Origin of the sequence: Candidatus Liberimonas magnetica (assembly GCA_020523885.1) — a bacterium.
GTDB classification, from domain to species: domain Bacteria; phylum Elusimicrobiota; class Endomicrobiia; order Endomicrobiales; family JAFGIL01; genus Liberimonas; species Liberimonas magnetica.
Map to the genome: position 1 here is coordinate 162,220 of JAJAPY010000007.1, position 19,645 is coordinate 181,864.

15 protein-coding genes are annotated in these 19,645 nt (G+C 41.9%); 10 read left to right on the forward strand and 5 right to left on the reverse strand.

Annotation, left to right across the window (positions count from 1 at the left end; all coding sequences use genetic code 11):
* The first annotated feature begins 281 nt into the window (after window positions 1–281).
* The 5 genes from LHV68_07700 (at window position 282) to LHV68_07720 (ending at window position 6,620) form a co-directional block, all read left to right on the forward strand.
* Window positions 282–944, forward strand: coding sequence for a GIY-YIG nuclease family protein (locus LHV68_07700; GenBank protein ID MCB4791756.1), 663 nt, complete (start codon window positions 282–284; stop codon window positions 942–944).
* 196 nt (window positions 945–1,140) lie between these two features.
* A complete protein-coding gene (locus tag LHV68_07705; GenBank protein ID MCB4791757.1) occupies window positions 1,141–2,289 on the forward strand; it encodes an AAA family ATPase in 1,149 nt (382 codons plus the stop codon).
* Between the two features lie 21 nt (window positions 2,290–2,310).
* On the forward strand, window positions 2,311–2,781 hold the full coding sequence (gene smpB, locus LHV68_07710) for an SsrA-binding protein SmpB (GenBank protein ID MCB4791758.1): 471 nt from the start codon (window positions 2,311–2,313) through the stop codon (window positions 2,779–2,781).
* Between the two features lie 2 nt (window positions 2,782–2,783).
* Window positions 2,784–5,396 carry a T9SS type A sorting domain-containing protein gene (locus LHV68_07715; GenBank protein ID MCB4791759.1) on the forward strand — a complete coding sequence of 871 codons (2,613 nt, stop codon included), beginning with the start codon at window positions 2,784–2,786 and terminating at the stop codon, window positions 5,394–5,396.
* Window positions 5,397–5,513: 117 nt separating this feature from the next.
* Window positions 5,514–6,620: an Ldh family oxidoreductase gene (locus tag LHV68_07720; protein ID MCB4791760.1), complete on the forward strand. Its 1,107-nt coding sequence runs from the start codon at window positions 5,514–5,516 to the stop codon at window positions 6,618–6,620.
* A 26-nt stretch (window positions 6,621–6,646) separates the two neighbouring features.
* Here the strand turns inward: LHV68_07720 and LHV68_07725 are convergent, their stop codons facing one another.
* The 4 genes from LHV68_07725 to LHV68_07740 all read right to left on the reverse strand — a co-directional run bounded on the left by LHV68_07725 (window position 6,647) and on the right by LHV68_07740 (window position 10,132).
* Entirely contained in the window at window positions 6,647–7,099 is a 453-nt protein-coding gene (locus LHV68_07725; protein MCB4791761.1) for a CBS domain-containing protein, read from the reverse strand.
* A 100-nt stretch (window positions 7,100–7,199) separates the two neighbouring features.
* The gene (locus LHV68_07730; protein ID MCB4791762.1) at window positions 7,200–7,349 is read right to left on the reverse strand and encodes a DUF5679 domain-containing protein; all 150 of its coding nucleotides are present in this window, start codon (window positions 7,347–7,349) and stop codon (window positions 7,200–7,202) included.
* A gap of 186 nt (window positions 7,350–7,535) precedes the next feature.
* On the reverse strand, window positions 7,536–8,774 hold the full coding sequence (locus LHV68_07735) for a M48 family metallopeptidase (protein ID MCB4791763.1): 1,239 nt from the start codon (window positions 8,772–8,774) through the stop codon (window positions 7,536–7,538).
* An 8-nt stretch (window positions 8,775–8,782) separates the two neighbouring features.
* Window positions 8,783–10,132, reverse strand: a complete 1,350-nt coding sequence (locus LHV68_07740; protein MCB4791764.1) for an NCS2 family permease — start codon at window positions 10,130–10,132, stop codon at window positions 8,783–8,785.
* Window positions 10,133–10,248: 116 nt separating this feature from the next.
* Here LHV68_07740 and LHV68_07745 point away from each other — a divergent pair, with 116 nt between their 5' ends.
* The 4 genes from LHV68_07745 (at window position 10,249) to LHV68_07760 (ending at window position 16,976) form a co-directional block, all read left to right on the forward strand.
* Complete coding sequence (locus LHV68_07745; protein ID MCB4791765.1) at window positions 10,249–10,668, forward strand: 3'-phosphoesterase; 420 nt, start codon at window positions 10,249–10,251, stop codon at window positions 10,666–10,668.
* Between the two features lie 186 nt (window positions 10,669–10,854).
* A complete protein-coding gene (locus tag LHV68_07750) occupies window positions 10,855–12,069 on the forward strand; it encodes a hypothetical protein (protein MCB4791766.1) in 1,215 nt (404 codons plus the stop codon).
* A 4-nt stretch (window positions 12,070–12,073) separates the two neighbouring features.
* Window positions 12,074–15,907: a prepilin-type N-terminal cleavage/methylation domain-containing protein gene (locus tag LHV68_07755; GenBank protein ID MCB4791767.1), complete on the forward strand. Its 3,834-nt coding sequence runs from the start codon at window positions 12,074–12,076 to the stop codon at window positions 15,905–15,907.
* Between the two features lie 34 nt (window positions 15,908–15,941).
* Complete coding sequence (locus LHV68_07760; GenBank protein MCB4791768.1) at window positions 15,942–16,976, forward strand: prepilin-type N-terminal cleavage/methylation domain-containing protein; 1,035 nt, start codon at window positions 15,942–15,944, stop codon at window positions 16,974–16,976.
* Between the two features lie 68 nt (window positions 16,977–17,044).
* On the opposite strand, the gene LHV68_07765 is transcribed toward LHV68_07760, so the two are convergent.
* Window positions 17,045–19,363, reverse strand: a complete 2,319-nt coding sequence (locus tag LHV68_07765; protein MCB4791769.1) for a PKD domain-containing protein — start codon at window positions 19,361–19,363, stop codon at window positions 17,045–17,047.
* A gap of 173 nt (window positions 19,364–19,536) precedes the next feature.
* Here LHV68_07765 and LHV68_07770 point away from each other — a divergent pair.
* Window positions 19,537–19,645 (forward strand): PKD domain-containing protein (locus LHV68_07770; protein ID MCB4791770.1); only part of this gene is annotated, 109 nt, incomplete at its 3' end.

Here is a 19,645-nt window from a genome sequence, read left to right on the forward strand (position 1 = left end):
GCGTAAATCATATTTGGGCTGCAACTTCGGAATTTTCTCCTAACGTAGCGATGCTACGCAGCGTCAAAAATTCCTTCGTTTCGCTCCAAATATGATTTACTCGCTACGAAACCAGGCAACCTTGAGAAACTGTCAAGAAAACAAACCCCAAAAACATCATGAAGTATGGTCCTTTCGAAATTAAACCATGGCAATTTAAATTTATATAATTAAAATATGCACATTCGCTATGCATTGCATAGAGAATTGACATAGATGCATTAACTTTATTGTGGGGTATTATGGAAGATTTAAAAAAGAAAATTATTGATGAAATACGAAGAACCGCAAAAGAGAACGGAGGTAAGCCTTTAGGTATATCAGGTTTTGAAAAAGAAACTGGAATAAAGGTTTATGAATGGAAGAAATATTGGCCTAGGTTTGGAGATGCACAAAGTGAAGCAGGTTTTATGCCAAACCAACTTACTATTGCTTATTCTGATGAGTTTATTATTGAAAAAGTGGTTGGTGTTATGCGTAAGTTAAATAAATTTCCAACTTTTGATGAACTTAGCATTGAAAAGCGTAGAGATGCGAAATTCCCAGGAATGACGGTTTATTTTAGAAAATATGGATCAAAACAAGAATTTGCGAAGAAAATATTAGAATATTGCACAAGTAGAAAAGGTTATGATGATATTATAAAACTATGCAAACCAATCCTTGAAAAACCTACTTTAATAGATAAAATTGATAATTCTGACATTAATCAAAAATTAGGCGAAGTATATCTTTTTAAATCAGGGCGTTATTATAGAATTGGACGAACAAATGATACTGTAAGGTGTGGAAAAGAAATTAAGATGCAATTAGCTGAGAATCCTGTCTTAATTCATTCAATCAAAACCGATGACCCGAGTGGTATTGAAGCTTACTGGCATAAACGGTTATGGCAAAAAGAATGAATGACAGCGAGTTTTTTAATTTGACTTCAGCAGATATAAAAGCTTTTAAACGCTGGAAGAAGATATTCTAATACTTTGGATATAAATTGGAAAAAAGCGAAAAATAAATCATTGCATCTAACCGGAAAGAGTATCGTAATCATGTATTGACATTTTAATATCATCATGATATAATGAAGTAGAGTCTCATATTATCATGTATAAAAGACTTCAAAAATTCATTGATATAGGAAATAACAGTGCATTCCTTTGGGGGGCAAGGCAGACCGGTAAAAGCACGCTCCTTCACCAAAGATTTCCCAATAGTATTTATTTTGACCTGCTTTTATCCCAAGAGTACGAGAGGCTTGTTAATCGTCCCTATGCTATGAGAGAACAGCTTCTTGAATCGAACATAAAATCCGGCAGTGTAATTATAATTGATGAAGTTCAAAAAATACCGGCATTGATGGACGAAGTGCACTGGTTTATAGTTAATAAGAAGCTTCAATTTATCCTTTGCGGTTCAAGCCCGAGAAAACTTATCCGTTCCGGCGGCAATTTGCTGGGTGGCAGGGCAATCCGTTACGAACTTTATCCTCTTGTAAGCGCTGAAATAAAAGATTTTAAACTCCTCAGAGCTTTAAACCACGGGCTTATTCCAACCCATTACATTTCAGAAACACCTGATGTCTTAATTTCATCCTATATTGGGAACTATTTAAAAGAAGAGATAGCAGCAGAAGCCATGGTACGCAGAATACCAAGTTTTGCCAGGTTTCTTGAAGCAGCGTCTTTTTCTAACGGTGAAATAGTTAATTATCAGAATATAGCATCAGAATGCGGAGTCAGCTCGCATACAATTAAAGAATATTTCCAAATTTTGGAAGACACTTTGATTGCTAGGTTCCTGCCGTCCTTTCAGAAAAAACCTAAACGCAGGGTCATACTGGCGCCAAAGTTTTATTATTTTGACGTAGCCATTGCCAATCATCTTTTAAAAAGAGGCCCCATTGCACAAAGAAGCGAGGCATTTGGCAGAGCATTTGAGCATTTTATATATCAGGAAATATATGCTCATAGTAAATATTCAGGGATAGATTACCCTATTGCATACTGGAGGACAGCTTCACAATATGAAGTTGATTTTATCCTTGGCGATCACGAAATAGCACTTGAAGTCAAATCAACGGATATGGCAATGCCGCATCATTTAAAAGGGTTAAAGGCATTCAGCGAAGAATACAGGGTAAAATATAGCATTATTGTAACGCAGGATTTACATCCAAGGAAAATAGGTGGTATTACAGTGTTGCCGTGGAAAGTGTTTTTAGAAAAACTTTGGAACAAAGAAATTATAAAATAGTATAGTATCTGATACCTGATAATGGAAAAAAACGATAAGAAAATCATTGCTTCTAACAGGAAGGCGTTTCATAATTATGAAATACTGGAGAGCTTTGAGGCGGGGATAGTGCTTGAGGGGTATGAAGTAAAATCTCTAAGGCAGTCAAAGGCAAGTTTGGTTGACGGAATAGTACGTTTTGACAAAGATGAAGCATACCTTGATAATGTCCATATAGCGCCTTACCTCCAGCAGTCAACCCATGTTATTGATTATAACCCCAGAAGAAAAAGAAAGCTGCTCCTTCACAGAAGGGAGATAAACAGGCTTTCCGGGCGGACAAAAGAAAAAGGGCTGGCTGTGATTCCTCTTGAGCTGTATTTTTCTAAGAAAAATATGGTCAAAGTCTCTCTGGGGCTTGGAAAAGGAAAAAAGGTTTATGATAAACGGGAAGTCCTGCGTAAAAGGGATATAAATAGAGAAATGGAAAGGGACATTAAATCTAAAAAGTGAGCATGAGAAAAGTAATTCTGACTCTTCTATTCCTTTTTTCAGTGTCAAAGATATATGCCGGAGTCATAAATATCGGCGCAGCAAGTTATACGGACACCCTTCCTTCAGGTAAGCTAAAACCCCAGACTAATTTCTATGCAACTTCAAATATAAGCACACCTGTGCCGTCAAGCGACTGGTGGACTTCAGTGTTAAGTTCTTCTTACTCCTCCAGGATGTATGCCTATCCCCTTTGTTACAAATGTATATCACAAGGGTTCTTGATAGGTTATCCTGAAACTATTCCGTCCCAGGACTATGTATCCTTTGGGAGCGATTTATCTGCACCTTATAGGCAGCAGTTGCTTGTCCAGGGAATGTATAACGGCATTTCAAGCACTGTAACAGTTCAGAGCGTAAAAGTTGACTCCTTCGGGGATTGGTCGTTGACTTCTATATGGCAGGACAGCGTTGATCCATCAAACTACTTTACTGCAACTTACGGGCACGGATTTATATTTACATATTTTAATTTTTCTTCAGGTGTAAACCCGATGATAGCTTTTCCTTTAGAATGGGGTTTGGGGCAGCTTGATATTTACGATTCAGCCGGAAACCTTATCGCCTGGGACAACCCTGTTACCGGAGAGTCTTTTTCTCTAAGGTACCTTGATTATGCTACAGGCAAAGAAATATACTACGGCGTGTTCCTGCCAAATAACAGCGTTTTTAGTATAACCAATAAAGGCCATATAGTAAATATAACTCTGCCTGCAGGCAAAGATTTCATGTCTATAGGGTTAATGAAAGATAAAGCGAGCCTTTCATTTTTACGAAACTATGCTTATGCTTTTATAACGGACACTGAGTACGGCAGTTCGTTCGATACCGCAAAAAGCGTTGTTACAAGCAGTTTTACTGCCACAACCCAGCCAAAACAATTCAACCAGAATACAACTTTGATAGCTCTTTTTCCCCACCAATGGAAAAATGCTTCGGGTATAAGCGAAATATACAGTTTTCCGACCCTGCGCGGGGATATGAAAGTAATAGCAGCTGATAGTTTTACAGTGTCAAACAGGTTTCACGGTATAATGCCCTACCTTTTATTGTCAGGGAACCTGGACGACCAATACTTAAAAACTCTTCTAAATGACGACAAGGATTATACCTTCAAGTACGATACAGTTTATTACCACGGAAAAGAGCTCGTAAAAGTAGCAAACCTGATACCGATAGCTGACCAGCTCGGAGAAATAGGTACAAGGGATTCTTTGATAGCAAAACTAAAGGCAAGCCTTTTAGACTGGTTTACCTATACAAACGGCAAAACAGGCTCGTTTTTCTATTACGATAAAACCTGGGGCGCTATGCTCGGGTACAACATGGAGACTGAATTTTACCTGCACACCATAAAAGACCAGCATTTTGTGCTTGGATATTACGTATATGCAAGCGCTGTACTTGCGATGTATGATATATCTTTTAAAACAGATTATGGTGATATGGTCGAGTTGTTGATCCGCTCATACGCTTCACCATACCGAAATGACGCTATGTTTCCGTATTTGCGGACATTTGACCCGTATGAAGGCCATTCCTGGGCCAACGGCATGGCTTTATCTGATGATGGAAACGACCAGGAATCGTCTTCTGAAGCTATGAACTCCTGGGCAGGAATCTATCTGTGGGGTATGGCAACGAATAAAGATATTTACAGGACCCTTGGAATATGCGGCTATGCACTTGAGAATTCTGCGCTACAGGAGTATTATTTTGATACGGATAACACCACCTATTCGCAAACTTACGGCCATTCAAGCATCGGCAGGCTCTTTGGCGGAAAAGTTGATTACAATACATGGTTCGGCTCCGAGCCTGAGTACATACATGGGATACAGATACTGCCCCTGACACCGTCCATGCTTTATCTGGGGTATAACGCTGACTATGCAAGAATAAACTATAACCACATGGTACAAATAAATGGCGGCACAGAAGACAAATGGTATGATATATTCTGGAAGTATCAGTCTTTTTTTGACCCGCAGTCTGCCATAAGAAGATTCAGGGATGATATTTCTTATGATGACGCAGATTCAAAGACCGCCGTTTATTCCTGGCTGAAATTATTCGCCCTTTTAGGAAAACCCGATACAAACGTTTATTCAAATATGCCTTCGTTTGCTGCTTTTGACAGGAACGGAAGAAAAACCTGGATGGCATTTAATCCAGCAAATACCTTAGCAACAGCAAAGTTCTATGATTCTTTGAGCGGAGAGCTTATTGGTTCTGTTAGCGCAGGAGCTAATTCAATAGGTGTACAGAGTACTCTTCCTGTAAGCGCTAAAAGCTCAAATGATTTAAGCAAGGTAATAGCTTATCCCAACCCTTATTTAAACAACCCGGGCGGTATCATATTTTCAGGGATTGCTAATAATAGCAGGATAAAGATATTGGATATAGCGGGTGAAGTTGTCCAGGATTTTGAAGAAAATGACGGGGACGGTATTTACCAATGGGATGCAAAGAACAAAGACGGCGACAAACTTGCATCAGGGGTTTATCTGTATTTGGTCACAAATACTAACGCTGGCCAACAGAAAGTTATCGGAAAACTTGCTATAATAAAATAGAAAAGGCAGACCACAGACATCAGACTACAGACCACAGACTGCAGGCAAAAAAAGATTTTAAGTCTGTAGTCTGCAGTTTAAAGTCTGCAGTCTGTAGTCTATATAAGGGGTTAAATAATGAACGATAAAGTGGTATGGGTGGATTTTAATTTGTTAGAAAGGTTTATGGCAGATGTTTTTCAAGCAGTCGGGGTACCGGAAGAAGATGCTAAAGTCTGTGCCGATGTCCTTATCACATCGGATAAAAGGGGGATAGATTCGCACGGAATAGCGCGTTTTAAATCAATATACTATGACAGGATAAAATCAGGGATCCAGAACCCGAAAACGAAATTTGAGGTCATAAAAGAAGGCCCGGCAACCGCTGTTATAGACGGGCATGACGGCATGGGCCACGTTATCTCAAAAAAGGCAATGGAAATCGCCCTAGACAAAGCCCAAAAACTGGGGCTTGGCATGACGGCAGTGCGCAACTCCACTCACTACGGCATAGCGGGTTATTACGTCTTAATGGCAGCGGAAAAAGGAATGATAGGTATAACAGGCACCAATGCAAGGCCTTCTGTTGCGCCTACTTTCGGCGTTGAAAATATGCTTGGGACAAACCCTCTGACATTCGGCATCCCGAGCGATGAAGAGTTCCCTTTTGTCATTGACTGTGCAACTTCTCTGGCACAGCGCGGGAAAATTGAATTATATGACAGGGCAAACAAAGAATTGCCGGAAAGCTGGGTAATAGACCAGAACGGCAGGACCAGGACGGACACTCACCAGATACTTCAAGACCTGGTAAAAGGTACGGCTGCGCTTGCGCCTCTCGGAGGTATAGGTGAAGAAACAGCAGGGTATAAGGGTTACGGGTATGCTACGGTAGTGGAGATACTCTCGGCGGCATTGCAGGACGGAAGTTTCTTAAAAGGCCTTTTAGGAGTTAAGGACGGCAAACCGGCCCCGTATCACCTTGGCCATTTTTTTATCGTTATAAATATTGAGTCTTTTATAGACCTGAACAGGTTTAAAAAGATAACAGGGGATATCCTTCGTGAACTGAGGGCATCTAAGAAAATGCCGGGCCAGGACAGGATATACACTGCCGGGGAAAAAGAGTTCATAGCCTGGCAAGACAGAAAAAATAAAGGTGTTCCTGTGAACGAAGTCCTGCAAAAAGAAATAATAACGATGAGAGACGAGACAGGTTTAATAAACTATCAGTTTCCGTTTTAGCTTGCTTATTACTTATCACATAATGCTTATATCTGGCTTTTTGCTATAGCTTTTACAATATCTTTCTTCGTTACAACTCCTCTCAGCCTGCCGTTTTCTAAAACCGGGAAATAATGGACTGCTTTATCTATCATTAAAGTTGCTATATCTTCCATAGTAGCTTCAGGAGTTATAGTAATGGGTTTTTCATCCATTATGCCTGAAACAGTTGTTGCTGATATTTTTTTCAGTTCATCCTCGAATTTTTTCTCGCCCAGAGTAAAAAATCCCGAAAGGAAATAGACAAAAGTCGGAAGGTGCACTTTTGTATCTTTGAAAATAATGCCGTCTTCGAGCACAAGCCCTAGGAATCCGCCGTTATCGTCCACAACAGGCGCGCCGCTGATGTTCCTGTCGATGAACATCTCAGCAAGCTTGTGAACGTCCATGTCCGGCTTGACAGTTATGACGTCTTTGGTCATTATCTCTTTTGCGAGCATACGTTCTCCCGTGAGAGTAAAAACAAAATGTAAAGCAACCTGACTAAATATTTACCTGTAGCCAGGCTGCTTCATTAAATTAAGCTTTGTTTTTTCTATTTTATTTCGCTTTTCCTAAGATCCTGAAAACTTTTGTTCCGCAGGCAGGACAGCAGCCTGCCATTGCTTTCATGCCGTTTTTCATTACTTTTTCCTTACCATCTTTGATCTCTACGGTCTTTTTACATTTCATACATCTTCCTTCAGCCATTTTAGCCTCCCTTTATAATTTAAGAACTTTCAACCTGGTAATATTATATTAAAATATTACGAAATTGCAAATAGCAGAGCATAATTTTCAATATTACTGATTCATTATAAAATTAGCAATTATCATTGTACATTTCAAAATAAAAATTTAAAGCCTGAAAAAATACAATATTTGCATTGCTAATTGCTAATTTTGCATTGCCCTTATGGCCTTTATCCTTTCAAGTACCGGCGGATGGCTGTATTCTAAAAAAACCTTTAATGGGTGAGGTGTTAAATTCGACAAATTGTTGACGCTTAATTTTTTTAAAGCATTTATCATCGCTTCAGCTTTTTTGTAAGTATGGACCGCATAAGCGTCAGCCTCAAACTCGTGAACCCTGGACATTATACTAGTTATTACAGAAAAAATCATATTTATGGGAGCGTAAAGGAAGCCAAAGAAAAATAGGCTTGCATAGACCGAGATGTTTTCCATTTTAAATGCTTTAAATAGTTCCGCGTTGTTTATGAACAATGACAATATGAAAAACATTACCCCTGTTGTAATTATTGAAGTTATAATGGATTTCAAGATATGTTTTAGTTTATAATGCCCCATTTCATGAGCGAGCACGGATACAAGTTCGTCAACGCTGTGTTTTTCTATCAACGTGTCAAAAAGGACTATCCTCCTGTATTTCCCAAATCCGGTAAAGAACGCATTTGATTTAGTGGAACGTTTTGAGCCGTCCATTTTAAACAGCCCTTTCATCTTGAAATCCTGTTCCTTTGCATATTTTTCAAGGGTGGTTTTTAATTCGCCTTCTTCAAGAGGTATGAATTTGTTAAACAAAGGCATTATAATAACAGGAGCTATGAAGATCAAAAATATCTGGAAAACTGTAAGAGCCAGCCATGAGTACAGCCAGGCAAGAGCGCCAAATCTGGCAAAAAACCATATAACACCTGAAAATACAAGCCCGCCTATTATGACGAGGAGCACCCAGGATTTTAGTATGTCTAAAAAAAATGTTTTCAAAGTTGTCTTATTAAAACCGTATTTTTCTTCTATAACAAATGTTTCGTATAAAGAAAACGGTATCTTTAATACCTGAAGACCGAACAAAAGCATACCCGCGAAGATAAGCCCTGAAAAAATCTGCGCAAAACCAAAACTTCTTGCGATGCCGTCGACAAAATTGAAACCGCCGAGCATTATAAAAATGATGGTCAAAGCGGTAAAAAATCCGTCGGATAAAAAATCAAATTTAGTGTTGTCTTTTAAGTACTCCTGGGATGTTTTATACTTTTGAGCATCATAAAAACCGATGAATTCTTCAGGCAGCTGCGGCGAAGCATGGTTAAGGTTTAAAGTTTCAACAAGGAGATCAAGAAGATAACCGCCTATTATTATTGCTAAAATTATTATCAGATAAGTGTTCATGTTCCTCCTTACAATGATTTCAAATACAGGAACCTTAAGATGAAGAGCGCAGCAAACAAGTATACAAGCCAGCCTGCTTCTTTTCCTTTTCCTGAAAGCAGTTTTATTACGGCATAGCTTATAAAACCTACTGCTATACCCGTAGCTATGCTGAAAGACAGGGGGATTATTATGATGACTAAAAAAGCAGGTATAGATTCGCTGTAATCCGTCCAGTCAATTTTTGATATAGTTACAAGCATCATGCACCCGACTATTATCAAGGCAGGAGCAGTAACCGGATGGAGGGTGATACCGTTCGTGGTAGCATAGCCCCCGCCTATCATTTTAACAAAAGGAGAGAAAAAAAGCGCTACGAAAAACAATAACCCGGTAACGACACTGGCAAACCCGGAGCGGCCGCCTGTAGATATGCCGGCTGAGCTTTCTATATAACTTGTAACTGTCGGCGTGCCGCATACCGCCCCGGCGCATGAGCCGAGAGCATCGCTAAAGAGCGCTTTGCCTATCCTTGGGAACCTGCCGTCTTTGATGAAGCCGCCCAGTTCTCCTACTCCTGTAAGTGTCCCTACAGTATCGAACAGGTCCATAAAAAGAAAAACAAATATTATTGAAATAAGCCCGAAATTAAGGGCTCCTGCTATATCCATTTTCATAAAAGTCGGAGCCATAGAAGGCGGCAGGGAAACAAGCCCCTGGAATTTTACGATGTCCAGGGGTATGGCAAAAGCGGCGGTAACCAACATCCCCCAAAGAAGCGCCCCGCTTATTTTTTTTATTAATATTACGCTTGTAATAAGCAAGCCAAAAATAGATACTAATGTTGCGGGGTTAGTCACGTCTCCCAGAGAAACAAGAGTGGCAGGGTTAGCTACTATCAAACCGGAGTCAATAAGTCCTATAAAAGCGATAAATATGCCTATGCCGCAGGCTATTGCATAGCGTATTGATCCCGGTATGGAGTAGGCGATAGCTTCCCTTGCTTTTGTCAGAGTCAGCATAATAAAGATAATGCCTTGAATGAATACACAGCCAAGCGCGACTTCCCAGCTTATTTTCATGCTCAGGCAGACCGTATAAGTAAAAAAAGCGTTTATGCCCATACCCGGCGCAAGGGCTATAGGGTACTTGGCATAGACTCCCATGAATATAGTCGCTATCGCCGATGCTACGCAGGTGGCGGACATCGCAGCACCGATATCCATTCCGGCTTGAGCTATCATGGCGGGGTTAACGAATATTATGTATGCCATTGTCATAAAAGTAGTGACACCCGCAATGACCTCTGTCCTTATCGTGGTTTTAAGCTCCTGCATATTGAAGTAATTTTCGATAAAATTTTTTGTTTTCTGTTTCATGTTATGGAGTTAAATTCTACATTATTTATAAACCTAAAACAAGACCGGCTTAACCTTGATTAGAAAAACAATAATTATGTACAATTAATACTAAAATTACAGTAAAGGAAAACACTGTGCCTATTTTTGTTGTTCACGAACACCATGCAAGGAACCTTCATTTTGATTTCAGGTTAGAAATGGACGGTGTTTTAAAATCCTGGGCAATACCCAAAGGCCCGTCCATGAACCCTAAAGACAAACGCTTAGCTATACTTGTGGAAGACCATCCGCTTGACTATGCTCCTTTTGAAGGTGTTATACCCGAAGGACAGTACGGGGCAGGAGAGGTTGTTATCTGGGATAACGGCGAATTTGAAATAAGAGAAGGTTCATTTAAAGACAGTAAGATGGTTATTAGGATGAAAGGGAAAAAACTAAAAGGAGTTTTCTCTTTATTTATGTTAAAAGGACAACCTAAGAACTGGTTGTTGGTTAAAAAGAATGACGAGTTCGCAGATAAGAAATTTTCAATGGAAACAAAAAAAACTATTTAGTCTATACCGCTGCATACTGCCTCTGCTGTTCTATACGGAGTCCGAAAAAATCATTGGACACGGCTGGAGAGCGGTTCCACCTGTGCGTAAAAACACATTTATTTTTCAATAACAATTCTTTATGCTTAACTTGAAATACATTAGTTTTTGTGCTATAGTTATAGCGGAGAAGAACCATAAACTAAAATGAAAAATATCATTAAAAATCAATTCCTTTCATCATCTTCAGGCTCAGCCTTGATAATTGCCATTATAATAATGGTAATCATAGGCATCATGATACCAGTCGGACTGCAGATTGTTGAAAAATCATTTAAAGAAGCAAGATACCAGGAGTATACTGTTTCTGAGGCCGGGAATGTTGCGCGTGCAGGGATAGAAGATGCGATATTATGGTTCAGGCGCCAGTCCAACCAACCTGTAAGAACCGGAGTTCCTCTTACGGCAGACTATGCTTTTGATCCCAGGGTCAGCTCTGCTACGGCCAAATACGGCACTATTGATGAAAGCATAGGGCTTGTAAAGGAAGAAAGAATAAGCATGGATAATCAGGGAGTTAAATTTGCACGGTATGAGGTTAAACGCCAAACAGCTTCCGTATCATACGATGACTTTGCCGTGCATGATATTTCTAATGACAGGATTTTATCGTCAACTTCAACGACATCCCTGCAGGGCCAGGGAATCGTATGGTTTCTGGCAAGCAAAGGGTATATCTATTTAAGAAGGGATGCATCCGTACCATACAATCAACCGCCTAATCAGATAGTTGCAAAGGCCCGGGCGTCTACGGAAATAAGGCGTATACAGTTAAATACTCAGGGTTGCGGGGCACTTGTTAATAACGGGAGCAATGTTACTATAAACGCTAGAGGCAGGGTTTACGGGATTTTCGGGACTGTTACAAACCTTGCTCCGGCAAATTATGGAGATAATACTCGTTTTACAGGTTATACAAACCCAACCGTATCTTATGTTTTCGGTGTTACGGAGGCAGAACTCAAAGCCATAGCCGACCATGTTGTAAGTACGGTAAATGATCTTCCTGACCCCATACCGGAAATGTCTTTAATTTATATTGACGGAAATGCAGCGTTTAGCGCCGCAAGGCCCCTCGATGCCAGCGGGATCCTTTTTGTGAACGGGAATCTTACGATCGGCAACATGTCTATGAGCAAGTTCAGCGGTTTGATCTATGTGAAAGGCACTGCGTCAATAAGTGACGGTTGTTCCATAAGCGGAAGTATTATTGCTTATGGCGGTTTGACCCTTTCAAGGGCAGGCCCGCAGGATACGGCAGATATACAATTTGATGCAAACATCATTAACTCCGTTGCACAGCAGATATGCAATTACAGAGAAATTAAATCCTCGTACAGGGTATTTACCGGGATAAGGTAATAAAATGTTCAAACTTAAGAATTTCGATAACAGAGAGATTGCTTCGCCTCTGGCTCGCAATGACACTTCTTTAGTCATTGCGAGAAGCGGCGCGACGAAGCAATCTAATTTGAATGAACTCCTCAGTTCAAATAAAGGTTTTTCCTTAATAGAGATAATAATAGCTGTTGTTTTAATAACGCTTGCCTCGCTTTCAATCGTGCAGCTGCATGATTTTATGGCAAGACAGTCTACGAGGGTAAAAGAAAAATCATTAGCAACGCAGAAAGCCATGCAGATGATGGAAGAACTGCGTTCGCTTGTCTACGGCGCAGAAAGAACTGATATAAGCCTACTTGATGATTTCGATGACGGTACACACTTCCAATCAACACTTACGACAAACCGCGACATAACCAGCCCTTCTGCCCCTTTGAGCGGAAACAAAAATGGGAGGTATGGCTGGAGGTATATAAGGCATATTGAAGTGCGCAGGGTTGCAGACGACCAGTTTGCAAGAAGGGTTTTTGTCAGGGTTTTTGAAAACCGGGGAGATTTTACCAAGGTTTCAGATAACCCTGAAAAATACTCTGTTTCAGGAACGCCTACCACCCTTGCAGAAATATCAGGTATCTTAAGAACAATAAAAGGAAACTATGTCCCTACACAGGTTTACGATATTTACTTAGTGGCAATAGAAAATGTTCCCGGATGGTGGACAAGGCTTTCGCTTCTCAGGCCTATGGTTGCCAACATCATAGAAGATCTGCAAACAAGAAACCCGGGTATCTCCTTTAAAACCCACTGGATAACCCAGATGTCCTACGGCAGGGATACCCAGTATAAACCTTATCTTAACAGCACCACTTCTTCAGCAGATACCGCACTGCCTTATGTTTATATTTATCCGGGAAACACCGGGGTCGGAGACTACTATGCAGCCAATGTAATGAACTCCAAATTCAACATTGACGGAGTATGCCAGAACGCAGACAGCTATTCTTTATGCGATATGTACAACCATGCTGTCCGCTATCCTGAAGAAGAAAGCTCTTATAATGCGCTTCTTGCCCAGGCAAGGGCCGCGGGCACTGCAAACCCTGAGATGAGCTGGAGGATGCTCATTGAAAAAATGAATTCAGACCCCATGTCTCTTGCATCTGCTATCATATTAAACCTGCATGGTGAGCTTGTGCCTATTCCTGCTATGCGGAACTATTCAGATGCGGCAAAAGACCCGGTAACCCATCCCAATAAACGGGTAGTGACACATCCCGAGAACATCCAGTATGCAAGCGGAGCGGAAGTAAAGCTTCGAATTTATCCTTATGTGATAGACCCTAACAATGTTTCTGCGCCTGCAACGTATTCTCCGGGTTTTAAAGGGATGTATTATGATAATGCCGATCTAACAGGTTATACCGGCACAAACGTGCTCTCTGACATAAATTCTGACTGGGGGAGCGGCCGTCCGGGTAGTGTAGGCTTAACCGGCAGTAATTCGTTTTCTGTAGTATGGACAAGCTCCATAACGCCCAGGTATTCGGAAGTATATACATTTTATACTACGACAAACGACGGCGTACGCCTATATATAGACGGTGTTTTAATTATAAACAGCTGGGTAACCCAGGACCCTGCGGTACAAAGAACAGTGTTGATGCCATATGCTTTTGTGGCAGGCCAGCAATATTCCTTAAGGATGGAATATTATGAAAATACCAGTAATGCAAGTGCAAAATTAGAATGGCAAAGCGCGACCCAGGCAAGAGAAGTTATCCCGTCAAGCTGTTCTAACTCTTATGTAGTTGCTACTCCTGCCACTACCGGCACCTGGCGGTCAACTTCAACAATATCCATGGCCAGTATATATCTGCCTGATGATACTATCAACTCCGGCGATATAACAGTGCAAAGGCTAAACGGAAACCTTTCCGGAGCGTTTGCCTGGCAGGCACTTACTCAGCCGAGCACGAACTACAACTTATCATATCCTGTAGGCGGCGGAACTCTGATAAAGCTCTATGACCTGCCTCTTATACACAGATCAAACGCTGCAGGGCAGGGCCAGAGGGCAACTAAGCAGTTGTACGGATATGAATATATACCTTGCCCGATAGGGGCTGATTTTTCAATGGATATGACAAGCACAGCCGACAGCCCGAAAAACTCTGCCCGTGCAACTATTACTTTTGCAGCAGGTGCTCTTTTAAACGGACAGCATAAAATTGAAACGCGTATCGGCGACACCTATTTTACTTCTGGAACAGACGACCCGCCGTGTAATTTATCAAGGACTTATGTATGGGTAGGCCAAACCCCGCCTACTACCGAGCTTTACCAGTTCATGGGTGACCCGCGCCACTGCCCGTATCTTGATATCAAAACCAATTTAAGTTTCAATTGGTATTTCCAGTCTATTACTGATGCGAGTTATACCGGATTTACCAATGCTACAGCGGGATGGTTGGATACAAGCAGCGGTTGGGGCAGGACCAGCATACCCATTGATCTGCCGAGATATTTTATGCTGATACGCCAGGGGCTTCTTTCAAGCCAGAGTATCTGGTCGACCATGAACGGTGTAAGCTTTTTCTATTATGGACAGGGCGGCGAAATAGGTAACGACAAAGACCCCTGGCCTAACGGTGTTCCGATGCGCAGGCTCCCCTGGAGTTCGGCAACCGCGACGGATGCCGTGACAGTTAACGAAATGGTAAGAGCCGCGGATGTAGGCGCTACACTGGAAGAAGGATTTTGTGTTTCAAAGAAAGATAACACCTGGTATGCCAAATACTGGCTCGGGGAGTTATATCCTGATGACCAGTACACAAACTGGTCAAGTTCCGGCAACTTAAAATGCGATACTGCAGATAGTTTTTACAGAAGGCCGTTTAATGCTATCGCGGATTTCGGTTATCAAAGAGGCAACTGTATATCATTTACAGGGAGTGCCTCGTTTCTTAACGGAGGGACTGCAAATGCTTTCCGGCACGAAGCTGACGGCGGGGCGGACGATGACAATATAACTGCTCTTGGCACGGCCATGGGTACGGTTTTTAATATGCCGATGCTTTCTCAGGTGTTTGTAGCAAGGCCTTTTGGTTTCACGTCAAGCACCAGCTGGCCCCAGGAACGGGCTTTAACTCCGTACTCCGGGATTAGGACAACTCTTTCCATCCCGGCTATTTCAGGGCTTAACCGCGTATTTTATACCACGACAAGAAGCGCAAATGCAATAACCGGGCCTTTTTACGGAAATGCAACTGTCAAGGTAACACAAGGAATAAGTACCTGCTATATGGTCTATTCTGGAGTATCAACCCAGGGCGATTTCGGTACCACGCAGATAGGAAAGCTGGTTTTGGCTTCATTATTAAGGACCTTCCTTGATTCGGGTTTATATGCTTCTACGCAGGACAGGATCCCTCAGGTCCCTCTTGTGGATATAACAAGGCCTACGTCTGCCGATGAGTTTGACAACCCGTCTTCAATAATTACGGAATGGACCTATAATTGGACTCGATGGAATCAGGAGAATTACACGGAAGAATACCCGGCAGGTTATGTTGACAGGCTGGATCTTGTGACTGAAACGCCTGTTATATACTCTCTTAAATATTCTCCTGACAGGGAACAGACCTGGTATCACTGCGTGGATGATTCCATAGCCCAATTCGGGGAATTATCTACAAATCCGGCGCATTTTACCACATTGTCAACTTATACCTGGGATGTTTCGGCTAAAGCAGGAGGTTCTTATGTACTTATGGTGGAATGCTACAGGCAGGACTTTGCGGCAAACAAATTTCCCCTGCATCACAGCTATGATAAAATAGGGATTTATATAAGAAGATAATCTAAAATTTGAAATTCGAATGGGATAATATTTTATGAAAAACGTATCAATTATAAAAATCAAGCCTGATAATTCAAGCAAGGGTGTAACGCTCGTCGAAATGATAATGGCTGTTGCTATCTTCGGGGTAGTCCTGCCGCTTGTGACGGTGTTTTTGATGAAAATAACAACCGGATTTTCCACGTATGAAATGACGACCGAACTGCGAAAAACAAACCAGCAAACAAGCAACCGCGTTTATATGAGGTTAAACGCATGCAAGCGCCTTTTTCAGAATAATGCGAGCGGCAATGCCTACCTGGCAAAAGTCAGCCTTACCGGATGCCCGGCACTTCTTACCGGAAGCCAAATGCCAACTATCGAAGAAACAGGGTCGCTTGTTCTTGGAAATGCGGCTTTTGTCGCAGCAAGCGTAGGTAACTGTCTTTTTTTTGCAGGCAATGATTCCACAGCCGTTCTTTTAAATATCTTAAATTCATCGGCACAGGCAAGTACTGTTAGAATAGATACCTATAGGTTTTATTATTATTATCTGTCTCCGTCCGGTGCAAAAAGTGTTGGTGGAAAACCCGCTCCGAAACTGACAGAATGGCAAAGTAAAATATATGCCGACTACAATCAAATCGCAGGCATAACCGATCCGACAAAAAAATCAAACACGATAACGGCTCTTATCAATCAAGAGGTTTTATATGCCTGGGATTCTTCCAATACCGACCCTGCCGCTTCATTTTATACGCTTGCCGGCGGAGCTGCTACTCTTGCTGCAGGCCATAGTATAGTCAAAGAACAGGCTACCGATCTGACATCAATTATCTCGGGTGCCATGGGGTCAAACTACAGTTACGGGTATTCGCCTAACAGCTCAAGCCTTACAAAACCACCTAAAACGGTGCCTATTTATGCAACTGCAAGCGGTGATTTCCCGAGCGGTTTTGAAGTAGCGATTGTAGCGCAGGCGGCCGGCAGGATGGTACTTATAAGAAGCGTGCTTATTGCCAAAGAATCAACACATGAAATAGTGGGCGATGAGCTCCACAACATAACTTGTGTCCGCGATCTCTGGTAGCGATTTAATATTAAAGTAACATTATAGAGGATTGTCTAATTGGAGTGAGTCAAAAAGAATAAAACAAATTATTTAGCGATCGTACAGGAACCGTTAAAGTTTGAGCCCTTATGTTTCATTTGATATATATATATGCCCGCAGGGACCTTTTCATTGTCGTTGTCGGTGCCATCCCAGTATTTTCCCAGATTGTCGACCGGTAAGTTATCTTTGATCAGCCTGCCTGAATAATCAAATATCTTTACGTCAACCTCAGTATTGGCCGTGTAATCCCAATAAAAATACCCTTTGTCATTATTTCCGTCGCCGTTTGGAGTAATAATAGGAGGTATTATCCCTTTTTCTTTATCTGAGGAATTGTTTATGGCTTCAAGCAGGATATAATAACCGGATTTAGAGATATACGCGGTATTGCCGGTATTAGTTAATTCAAACAGGTCTTTTTGAACGGAGAAAGATCTAGACAGGACAAGCGTATCGTTCCTGGGAATGACCCTGTAAATAGAGCGTTTAATATATTGACTGGATATATTGAAAGACGGAGAATAAGAGGCATTTTGTTTAAGTTCCAGGGTAGGTTGAATGGACAGATCTTCAATAATATTTCCGCTAAGGTCTTCTTCATAGATCCTAAAGAAACTGCTTACAGGTTTATAATTAGAAGATAGAGCGAAGGACGGCAGGCTGTCGATCTCTTCCACAAATATCTTGGTAGTTGCGGGTAAAGTAGAACTGGATATGTAAATAGTCCCTGAACCGAAACTCCTGTTGGTTTTTTGCCTGCTTAAACTGGCAGGTTCTGCTTTTATAAAAACAGGCATGGTGTCGGAAGCTTTTTTTGGATCAGTGACCATGAAATATACCGTGTATCCGCCTTTCTGGTTTGGTTCCGGCACCCAGCTGAATACTTTTGTTGATTGATCAAATGAAGCACCTTGAGGCAGGTTGGTTGCGGTATAGGACAAAGAGTCATTTTTATCGTTATCATTGGCTTGTACGGTAAACGATAATTCATTTTTAAGCTCTACAGTTTGTGAGCTGATCTTTACAAAAACAGGCGGCGAATTTATGTCTAACAACACCTGTATAACTTGAGGGTTGTTAATAGCATTTAAGACAGAAATAGATATAGTCGCAGTTGACCTGCCCGGAGGAATCTCGGAACTCACAGCAGAAACAGCTATTGTAGCAGATGATACTCCGGAACTGGGCGAGCACAAGAGCCAGGAGGGAGAAGCAGTAGCTGTCCATTGGAAATCAGAGCCTCCGCCTATATTATAGATTGAGAAGAATTGATTATTTGTATCGGCTGACCCATCATTGAAAGCTAATGTCTGATTTGCTGCGGGATTAGCTCCATCTTTGGTAGCGGTTAGGGTAAGTGAAGCAGGATTGAGCGCAATTTTTGGTTTTGCAGAGACAGTAATAGCAATAGATTTAGCGTTAGTAGCAGTGAGGTTATCAGTAACTGTGAGTGCAGCATTAAACGTTCCTGAAGTGATATAGACATGTGAGGCTGTAGCACCGGAGCCTGTTTGTCCATCGCCGAAGTTCCATGAGTAGGAAGTAATAGAGCCGTCCGGGTCAGATGACGCAGAGGCATTAAAAGCAACAGTAAGAGGAGCCTGTCCGGATGCGGGGGTAGCGGTAAAGGAGGCTATGGGCGGCTGATTTTGTTTAACCAGCAACGAGACCGTAACAGATTGCGGGTTGTTGGAAGCATTGGGGTCTGTTACCGTAATTGTTCCGGTGTAAGTTCCAGTAGAGAGGCTGGTGGTATTCACCGATGCGGTCACGGTACTTACTGCCTGGCTTGACAAACTACCCGAAGCAGGCGAACAGGCGAGCCAAGAAACAGTAGCGGATGCGGACCAGTTAAGTGTGTTTTCACCGGTGTTATTTATATTAAATGTTTGATTTGAAGGGTTAGCTCCGTCTTTGACGGCAGTGAAGGAAAACGCAGCAGGATTGAGTGCGATAACCGCAGGCTGGGAATTAACTGGGATAGTCACAGTTGAGATAGCGCTTTCAAACAGGCCGTCCCGAGAACGATTGATGGCAATTTCTGAAAGGTTTGCAGCTGCGACATACTCATAAGCGCCTAGATCCGGAGCGGCATTTATAGGATAGTTATCATAATCTGCCGTATACCCCAGGTTGATACCCGCATTGATCGCCGGACTGCCGGCTTTGATGTGGAGGTCGTCACCGCTCAGGTTGACAAAAAGAGGGTCGCCAAGTAACTCTGTGCTGTCTTTAGTAAAACCAAGGACTGCTTTTTGCAAATAATATACATTATTTTTATGGGTAAAATTAGAGCTGTCAGCTACTTGTTTATCCCACTCATCCTGTGCTGTGCCGCCTTCCTTCGGGCCGACTTGATACACAATATTATTTCTTGCCGTGAATTGTGAGGCCGAGGAAATACCGGAAAGCTGCCAAATGATCCAGCCTCAATGCAGGAACCTACACCGGAATAATTACTATAACAGACCCCAATGCTTCCAACAGCCCTCAGACTGTTACGGTATCTCTGCTGGTTAACAATAATCAGCCTCCTATAGCCTCATTTACCGCTGCCCCGACAACCGGACAGGCTCCTCTTACTGTTTCCTTTAATGCCTCTGCGTCATCTGACCCGGACGGCTCTATTACTTCCTACTCATGGA

What these genes read in the sequence shown, in the direction of transcription:
- LHV68_07700 (MCB4791756.1), top strand. Translation starts at nt 282, where the DNA reads ATGGAAGATTTAAAAAAGAAAATTATTGATGAAATACGAAGAACCGCA.
- LHV68_07705 (MCB4791757.1), top strand. Translation starts at nt 1,141, where the DNA reads ATGTATAAAAGACTTCAAAAATTCATTGATATAGGAAATAACAGTGCA.
- smpB (MCB4791758.1), top strand. Translation starts at nt 2,311, where the DNA reads ATGGAAAAAAACGATAAGAAAATCATTGCTTCTAACAGGAAGGCGTTT.
- LHV68_07715 (MCB4791759.1), top strand. Translation starts at nt 2,784, where the DNA reads ATGAGAAAAGTAATTCTGACTCTTCTATTCCTTTTTTCAGTGTCAAAG.
- LHV68_07720 (MCB4791760.1), top strand. Translation starts at nt 5,514, where the DNA reads ATGAACGATAAAGTGGTATGGGTGGATTTTAATTTGTTAGAAAGGTTT.
- LHV68_07725 (MCB4791761.1), bottom strand. Translation starts at nt 7,099, where the DNA reads ATGCTCGCAAAAGAGATAATGACCAAAGACGTCATAACTGTCAAGCCG.
- LHV68_07730 (MCB4791762.1), bottom strand. Translation starts at nt 7,349, where the DNA reads ATGGCTGAAGGAAGATGTATGAAATGTAAAAAGACCGTAGAGATCAAA.
- LHV68_07735 (MCB4791763.1), bottom strand. Translation starts at nt 8,774, where the DNA reads ATGAACACTTATCTGATAATAATTTTAGCAATAATAATAGGCGGTTAT.
- LHV68_07740 (MCB4791764.1), bottom strand. Translation starts at nt 10,132, where the DNA reads ATGAAACAGAAAACAAAAAATTTTATCGAAAATTACTTCAATATGCAG.
- LHV68_07750 (MCB4791766.1), top strand. Translation starts at nt 10,855, where the DNA reads ATGAAAAATATCATTAAAAATCAATTCCTTTCATCATCTTCAGGCTCA.
- LHV68_07755 (MCB4791767.1), top strand. Translation starts at nt 12,074, where the DNA reads ATGTTCAAACTTAAGAATTTCGATAACAGAGAGATTGCTTCGCCTCTG.
- LHV68_07760 (MCB4791768.1), top strand. Translation starts at nt 15,942, where the DNA reads ATGAAAAACGTATCAATTATAAAAATCAAGCCTGATAATTCAAGCAAG.